Origin of the sequence: Lysobacter sp. CA199, from assembly GCF_052078715.1 — a bacterium.
Classification (GTDB): Bacteria; Pseudomonadota; Gammaproteobacteria; order Xanthomonadales; family Xanthomonadaceae; genus Lysobacter.
The window spans coordinates 274,565-281,563 of record NZ_JBQJIL010000011.1; the positions used below are offsets into that span (position 1 = coordinate 274,565).

General features: G+C 68.2%; 3 protein-coding genes. All 3 read left to right on the forward strand.

The window, feature by feature from the left end; translation table 11 throughout:
- The first annotated feature begins 111 nt into the window (after positions 1 to 111).
- The 3 genes from xerD to purL all read left to right on the forward strand — a co-directional run bounded on the left by xerD (position 112) and on the right by purL (position 6,699).
- Positions 112 to 1,059 carry a site-specific tyrosine recombinase XerD gene (gene xerD, locus ACTOWJ_RS21210; RefSeq protein ID WP_441336588.1) on the forward strand — a complete coding sequence of 316 codons (948 nt, stop codon included), beginning with the start codon at positions 112 to 114 and terminating at the stop codon, positions 1,057 to 1,059.
- A gap of 419 nt (positions 1,060 to 1,478) precedes the next feature.
- Positions 1,479 to 2,351 carry a thioredoxin fold domain-containing protein gene (locus tag ACTOWJ_RS21215; protein ID WP_441336589.1) on the forward strand — a complete coding sequence of 291 codons (873 nt, stop codon included), beginning with the start codon at positions 1,479 to 1,481 and terminating at the stop codon, positions 2,349 to 2,351.
- A gap of 292 nt (positions 2,352 to 2,643) precedes the next feature.
- A complete protein-coding gene (gene purL, locus ACTOWJ_RS21220) occupies positions 2,644 to 6,699 on the forward strand; it encodes a phosphoribosylformylglycinamidine synthase (protein WP_441336590.1) in 4,056 nt (1,351 codons plus the stop codon).
- Positions 6,700 to 6,999: the final 300 nt, after the last annotated feature.

A 6,999-nucleotide genomic window follows, 5' to 3' on the forward strand; every position in this document is an offset into this window, starting at 1 on the left:
CGTGGCGGGAGTTGCCGGGCGGACGCGTCGACGCGTCGGTGCCGGCCGGATCACGGGCGAAAATGCAGGCATTCATTCCCCCATCGGTCGTCACCGCCTAAGCTGCCGTCCATGAGTTCCGCCACGCCCGCGCAGCGCCGCACCCAGGCCATGTCGATGCCGCCGCTGGAGCAGGCCGACGCCGTCGCGATCGCCCAGTTTCTCGACGCGGTGTGGGCCGAGAACGGCCTGGCGCAGCAGAGCCTGGACAGTTATCGCCGCGATCTGGAAGGCCTGGCGCGCTGGCGTGACGGCCGTGGCCTGGCCGGTGCGGATCGCGCGGCCTTGTTCGACTACCTCTCCTGGCGTACCCGGGAAGGCTATTCGCCGCGCAGCAACGCGCGCCTGCTGTCGGCCTTGCGCGCCTTCTACGCCTTCCGCCTGCGCCGCGGCGACCGTCGCGACGATCCCACCGCCCTGCTCGCGCCGCCGAAATTGCCGCGTTCGCTGCCCAAGGCGTTGGCCGAAAGCCAGATCGACGCGCTGTTGAACGCGCCCGATACCGACAACCCGCTGGGCCTGCGCGACCGCGCCATGCTCGAACTGATGTACGCCTGCGGCTTGCGCGTGAGCGAGCTGGTGCATCTGCCCGCGACCGGAGTGAACCTGCGCCAGGGCGTGCTGCGGGTGATGGGCAAGGGCAGCAAGGAGCGCCTGGTGCCGTTGGGCGAGGAAGCGCAGCACTGGCTGGAGCGCTATCTGGCGCAATCGCGTCCGCAACTGGCCGGCAAGCGCGCACTGGCGCCGTTGTTCATCGAAGCCAGCGGCGAAGCGCCGACACGGCAAGCGTTCTGGCATCTGGTCAAGCGCTACGCTGTCGTGGCGGGGATCGACCCAGTCAAGATCAGCCCGCACGGCCTGCGCCACAGCTTCGCCACGCATCTGCTCAATCGCGGCGCGGATCTGCGCGCCTTGCAGTTGTTGCTGGGGCACAGCTCGTTATCGACGACGCAGATTTATACGTTGGTGGCTCGGGAGCAGTTGAAGAAGCTGCACAGCCGGCATCATCCGAGGGGGTGAAAGCAAGCGCTCATGCGGCACCGCCGCATGCTTGCTTGAACGCCCGGCGCACCGCGCCGGGCCGGGCGAGCAACGATCAGTTCGCAACGTTCTCCATCCAAGCGCGATCACGCCGCGAAAGACCTCAGGAGCGGCGCAGCCGCGACCGCCGCGTACGCCCGAACCCCTCCCGTCCGCCGAAACCCTCAGGAGCGGCGCAGCCGCGACCACCGCGCCCCATCAGGCCCAGCGCACCGCCATCGCCACCGCCCAGCCGGCCCCCAGGCAGCCAATCCCCCAATCCGCGACCCAATCCCGCTCCACCCGCGTGACCCGGGTCGCGGAACACGAACCCCGAACGACCGGCATGCCACAATCGGGCGAACCTAATCCCCACCGGGCGGTCGAACGCCCACGTCAAACCGCCAAGGATTCGATAGATGAAGCGCATCATGTTCGCCGTGCTCGGCGCGATCAGCCTGTCCGCCTGCGCCCAGGCCCCGCAAGGCGCCGCGGCGAACGCCGACCCCGCCAAGCCGGCCGCGCAGGCGTCCAAGGGCGCCGCGCCCAAGGTCGCCGCCGGCACCGCCGATGCACGCGCGGTCGAAGCCATCCGCACGCTCAGCCCCAACGTCACCATCGAGAAGGTCGGCCCCGCGCCGATGCCGGGCTTCCGCGAAGCCCTGGCCCAGGGCCAGGTGGTCTACGTCAGCGACGACGGCCGTTATCTGTTCCTGCCCGGCTCCGGCGGCGCCCTGTTCGACACCCAGGCCAAGCGCAACCTGAGCGAGGACACCATGGCCGGGATGCGTCGCGACCTGATCAAGACCATTCCGGCCAGCGAGCGCATCGTGTTCGCTCCGGCCAGCCCCAAGCACACCGTCACCGTGTTCACCGACGTGGAATGCGGCTACTGCCGCAAGCTGCACAGCGAAATCGCCGAGTACAACCGCCAGGGCATCGCGGTGGAGTACCTGGCCTTCCCGCGCATGGGCATCGGCAGCGATGACTATAAGAAGATGGTCTCGGTCTGGTGCGCGGCCGACCGCCGCAAGGCCCTGACCGACGCCAAGTCCGACCACGGCAACGTCGCGTCCAAGCAGTGCAAGAACTCGGTCGAGCAGCAATACGAAGTCGGCCAGCGCGCCGGCCTGACCGGTACGCCGATGATTCTGACCTCCGAAGGCGTCCAGCTCGGCGGCTACGTCCCGCCGGCGCAGCTGCGCCAGGCGCTGGACAAGCTGGCGGCCGAATCCAAGGGCGGCGGCGCCAAGCCGACCGCGGCGGTGGCCGCGCCGGTCGGCGGGCTGTAATACCGAGGGCTGTAATACGGCCGGCTACGCCGGCTGTATGCGACACGAAAGGCCCGCGCGAGCGGGTCTTTCGTATTTGTGGGTCAACCGTCGCGCAGAAGGCAGAAGGTGGCCAGCTGAGGCGGCCCGTCCCTGGCCTGCGCAGGAGTGGCGTCTCGAACGAGGTTCCTCCGGGGGCGCGAGCCGCGACCTCATGCTCCATCGCCCCGGCGCTTGCCATCTGACCGCCGTCCGGAGCGGCTCCCCGCTTTTGGGTACAATACCGGGCCCTGCGTTGCACGGTTCCCCGGACATGATCGTCCTCGAGGGCCCCTCGGCCCTGTCTTCGTTCCGCCGCGAGCGGCTGCAAGCCCGCCTGTCCGCCCTTCATCCCGATGTCCGCCTGCTCGCCGCATGGCCCGTGTACTGGGTCGAGCCCGAGCCCGGCGCCGCACCCGACGATGCCACCCTGCGCCGCATCCTGCAGGCCGAATCGACCGAAGCGGCGCGCGAAAGCGATGCTGTTTCGCGCTATGTGACCCCACGCCTGGGCACCCTGTCGCCGTGGGCCAGCAAGGCCACCGAGCTGTTGCGCGGCGCCGGTCAGCCGGTCAAGCGGGTCGAACGCGGCACCCGTTACGACCTCATCGGCTGGCCCGCCGATGCCGCCGCCCAGGGCGCGCTGGCCAAGGTGCTGCACGATCCGATGACCCAGTCGCTGCTGGACGCGCGCGACGATGCGGCCGCCTTGTTCGTGGTGCCCGCGCGCGGCGAACTGGAGCGGATCGCGCTGGACCAGTTGGAGGCGGCCAACGTGCGCCTGGGCCTGGCCCTGGCCGACGACGAAATCGCCTACCTGCGCGAACGCTACGCCGCGCTCGGCCGCGTCCCGGCCGACGTCGAACTGATGATGTTCGCCCAGGCCAATTCCGAGCATTGCCGGCACAAGATCTTCAACGCCTCCTGGACCGTCGACGGCCGCGATCAGTCGCACTCGCTGTTCAAGATGATCAAGCACACCCACGCACAGACGCCGGAAAACACGCTGTCGGCTTACAGCGACAACGCCGCGGTGGTGGAAGGCTATGCGGCGCGCCGGTTCCGTCCGCAGCCGGGCAGCCACGCCTATGCGGCCGAGGCGCAGATCGATTCGGCGTTCTGCATCAAGGTCGAAACCCATAACCACCCGACCGCGATCGCGCCGTTCCCCGGTGCGAGCACCGGCAACGGCGGCGAAATCCGCGACGAAGGCGCGACCGGCCGCGGCGGCCGGCCCAAGGCCGGCTTGTGCGGTTTCAGCGTTTCGCATCTGCGCATTCCGACTCTGCCGCAGCCCTGGGAAGGCCAGCGCGCGCTCAATCCGCGCATGGCGCCGGCGCTGGAAATCATGCTCGACGGCCCGATCGGCGCGGCCGCGTTCAATAACGAATTCGGCCGCCCGAACCTGGTCGGTTATTTCCGCAGCTTCGAGTTGTCCGAAGGCCTCGCGTCCAACGGCACGCTGACCCGCGCCTACGACAAGCCGATCATGCTGGCCGGCGGTCTGGGCGCGATGGATCGCGTGCAGGTCGCCAAGTTGGGGCTGAAGCCAGGCCATGCGGTGATCGTGCTCGGCGGCCCGGCGATGCTGATCGGCCTGGGCGGCGGCGCGGCCAGTTCGGTCGCGTCCGGCGACAGCGCCGAAGCGCTGGATTTCGCTAGCGTGCAGCGCGACAACCCGGAAATGGAGCGTCGCTGCCAGGAAGTGATCGACCGCTGCGTCGCGCTCGGCGCGAACAATCCGATCGACAGCGCCCACGACGTCGGCGCCGGCGGTTTGTCCAACGCCATTCCCGAACTGCTGCACGATTCCAACCTCGGCGGCGTGATCGATCTGGCCCAGGTGCCGAGCGACGATCCCTCGCTGTCGCCGATGCAGTTGTGGTGCAACGAATCACAGGAACGCTACGTGCTCGGCCTGCCGGCCGACCGCATCGCCGCTTTCGCCGCGATCTGCGAACGCGAGCGCTGCCCGTTCGCGGTGGTGGGTTATGCGACGGCGGAAGAGCGTTTGGTGGTCGGTTACGGCGCAACGGTAGAGTCGGTGTATGGCGGTACAGCTTCGTTCAACAACGAAGCGTCTGTTCCACCCGGCCCGCAGGCACAGCCTGCGGGCGTTCGCGGTGGCGCGGACCAGTGGTCCGCAAGCGCCACCGCTCACCCCATCGATCTGCCGATGGACGTGCTGTTCGGCAAACCGCCGAAGATGCACCGCGACACCCGCCATCCCGCACCGGCGCCGTGGCCGGCGCTGCGCTGGGCCGGCCTGGATCTGCGCGACGCCGGTCTGCGTGTGCTCGCCCATCCGACCGTGGCGGCGAAGAACTTCCTGATCACCATCGGCGACCGCACCGTCGGCGGCCTGGTCGCGCGCGATCAGATGATCGGCCCGTGGCAGCTGCCGTTGGCCGATTGCGCGATCACCCTGTCCGGATTCGACGGCTTCGTCGGCGAGGCGATGGCGATCGGCGAACGCACCCCGCTGGCGCTGCTGGACGCGGCCGCGGCCGCGCGCATGGCGGTCGGCGAAGCGATCACCAACCTGTGCGCGGCGCCGGTGGAATCGCTCAATCGGATCAAGCTGTCGGCCAACTGGATGGCTGCCGCGTCGCATCCGGGCGAGGACGCGCTGCTGTTCGACGCGGTCAAGGCGGTCGGCCTGGAACTGTGTCCGGAACTCGAATTGAGCATCCCGGTCGGCAAGGATTCGTTGTCGATGCAGGCGCAGTGGGGTTCGGGCGACACCGCGTCCAAGTCGGTCTCGCCGGTGTCGTTGATCGTCAGCGCGTTCGCGCCGGTGGTCGACGTGCGCCAGCAGCTCACCCCCTTGCTCTCGCGCGAAGCCGACACCGAGTTGTGGCTGATCGGTTTGGGCGCGGGCAAGCAGCGCCTGGGCGGTTCGGTGTTGGCGCAGGTGCATCCCCATGCGGTTGAAAAGCCCGCGACGGGCGCCGGTGGCGATCTGCCCGCGTTCGCCGGCGCGCCCGGCGACACCAGCCGTTTCGACGCCGGCGTGCCCGATCTCGACAGCCCGCAGCGTCTGCGCGATTTCTTCGAACTGATCCGCGAAGCCCGCGAAGCCGGGTTGTTGCTGGCCTATCACGACCGCAGCGACGGCGGCGCCTTCGCCACGCTGTCGGAAATGGCGTTCTGCTCGCGCCTGGGCCTGGACATCAGCCTGGACGGCTGGGGCGAGGACCCGTTCCGTACCTTGTTCAACGAAGAACTCGGCGCGATCGTGCAGATCCACAACGAGGATCGCGCCGAATTCGCCGACCTGATCGCGCGCCATAACCTGATCGACTGCGCGCAGCGCATCGCCAAGCCGACCACGGCGGCCTCGGTGAGGGTGAAGGAAGACGGCAAGATTTTGGTCGAATGGCGTTGGGACGAATTGTTCGACGCCTGGTGGTCGACCAGCCACGCATTGCAGAAGCTGCGCGACAACCCCGACTGCGCCGACGAGGAGCGCGCGATCGCGCGCGACTTCAACGCGCCGGGCATGAAGCCGAAGCTGAGCTTCGACGCCAACGACGACATCGCCGCGCCGTTCATCAATACAGGCGTGCGGCCGAAGGTAGCGATCCTGCGCGAGCAGGGCGTCAACGGCCAGATCGAAATGGCCGCCGCGTTCGACCGCGCCGGCTTCGAAGCCTTCGACGTGCACATGAGCGACCTCATCAACGGCCGCTTCAAGCTTGAAGAGTTCAAGGGCTTCGCCGCCTGCGGCGGTTTCAGCTACGGCGACGTGCTCGGCGCGGGCCGCGGCTGGGCCACCAGCATTCTCGAGCGCAGCGCGTTGCGCGACCAGTTCGCCGCGTTCTTCGCCCGGTCCGACAGCTTCTCGCTGGGCGTGTGCAACGGCTGCCAGATGCTGGCCCAGCTCAAGCCCATCGTCCCGGGCGCCGAGCATTGGCCGGTGTTCCTGCGCAACCGCAGCGAACAGTTCGAAGCCCGCCTGGGCCTGCTGGAAGTGGTCGAATCGCCCTCGCTGTTCTTCCGCGGCATGGCCGGCTCGCGCATCCCGGTCGCGATCGCACACGGCGAGGGCCGCGCCGACTTCGTCAGCAACGCCGATCAAGCCGCCGCCGACATCTCGCTGCGCTATATCGACGGCGAAGGCCGCGTCGCCGACCGTTACCCGCTCAACCCCAACGGCTCGCCCGACGGCATCGCCGGCCTGACCAGCCGCGACGGCCGCGCCACCATCCTCATGCCGCATCCCGAGCGCACCCTGCGCAGCGCCAACTTCAGCTGGGCGCCGAAGGATTGGGTCGAGGACTCGCCGTGGTTGCGGATGTTCCGCAATGCGCGGGTTTGGGTGGAGTGAGTTAAGAGCGGGGCAGAGTTATTGCGCGAGTCATATGAAAGGAGCGACCGAAAGGTCGCTCCTCTTTTGTGTTGCATCTTCCCCAGTTATGCCACGGGCATTGTCTGATCAGGTCGCATTGCCTGAGAAACGTACGGAACATACTGCGGTGGTGGATCTTGCGCTAGGGAAGGTCTTATATGGGCGCCTCCGGGAAAGCAAGCCGTTGATCGGATGATGGTCAGATAGCAGGACTGCGGTCTTATATCCGGCCTGTTGTGCGGCGCGAATGCCCGCTGGCCCTGATGGATTTCGCTGACG

Bases quoted from the DNA above. Each gene is read 5' to 3' on its own strand.
- purL (WP_441336590.1), top strand. From the start codon at position 2,644: ATGATCGTCCTCGAGGGCCCCTCGGCCCTGTCTTCGTTCCGCCGCGAG.
- xerD (WP_441336588.1), top strand. From the start codon at position 112: ATGAGTTCCGCCACGCCCGCGCAGCGCCGCACCCAGGCCATGTCGATG.
- ACTOWJ_RS21215 (WP_441336589.1), top strand. From the start codon at position 1,479: ATGAAGCGCATCATGTTCGCCGTGCTCGGCGCGATCAGCCTGTCCGCC.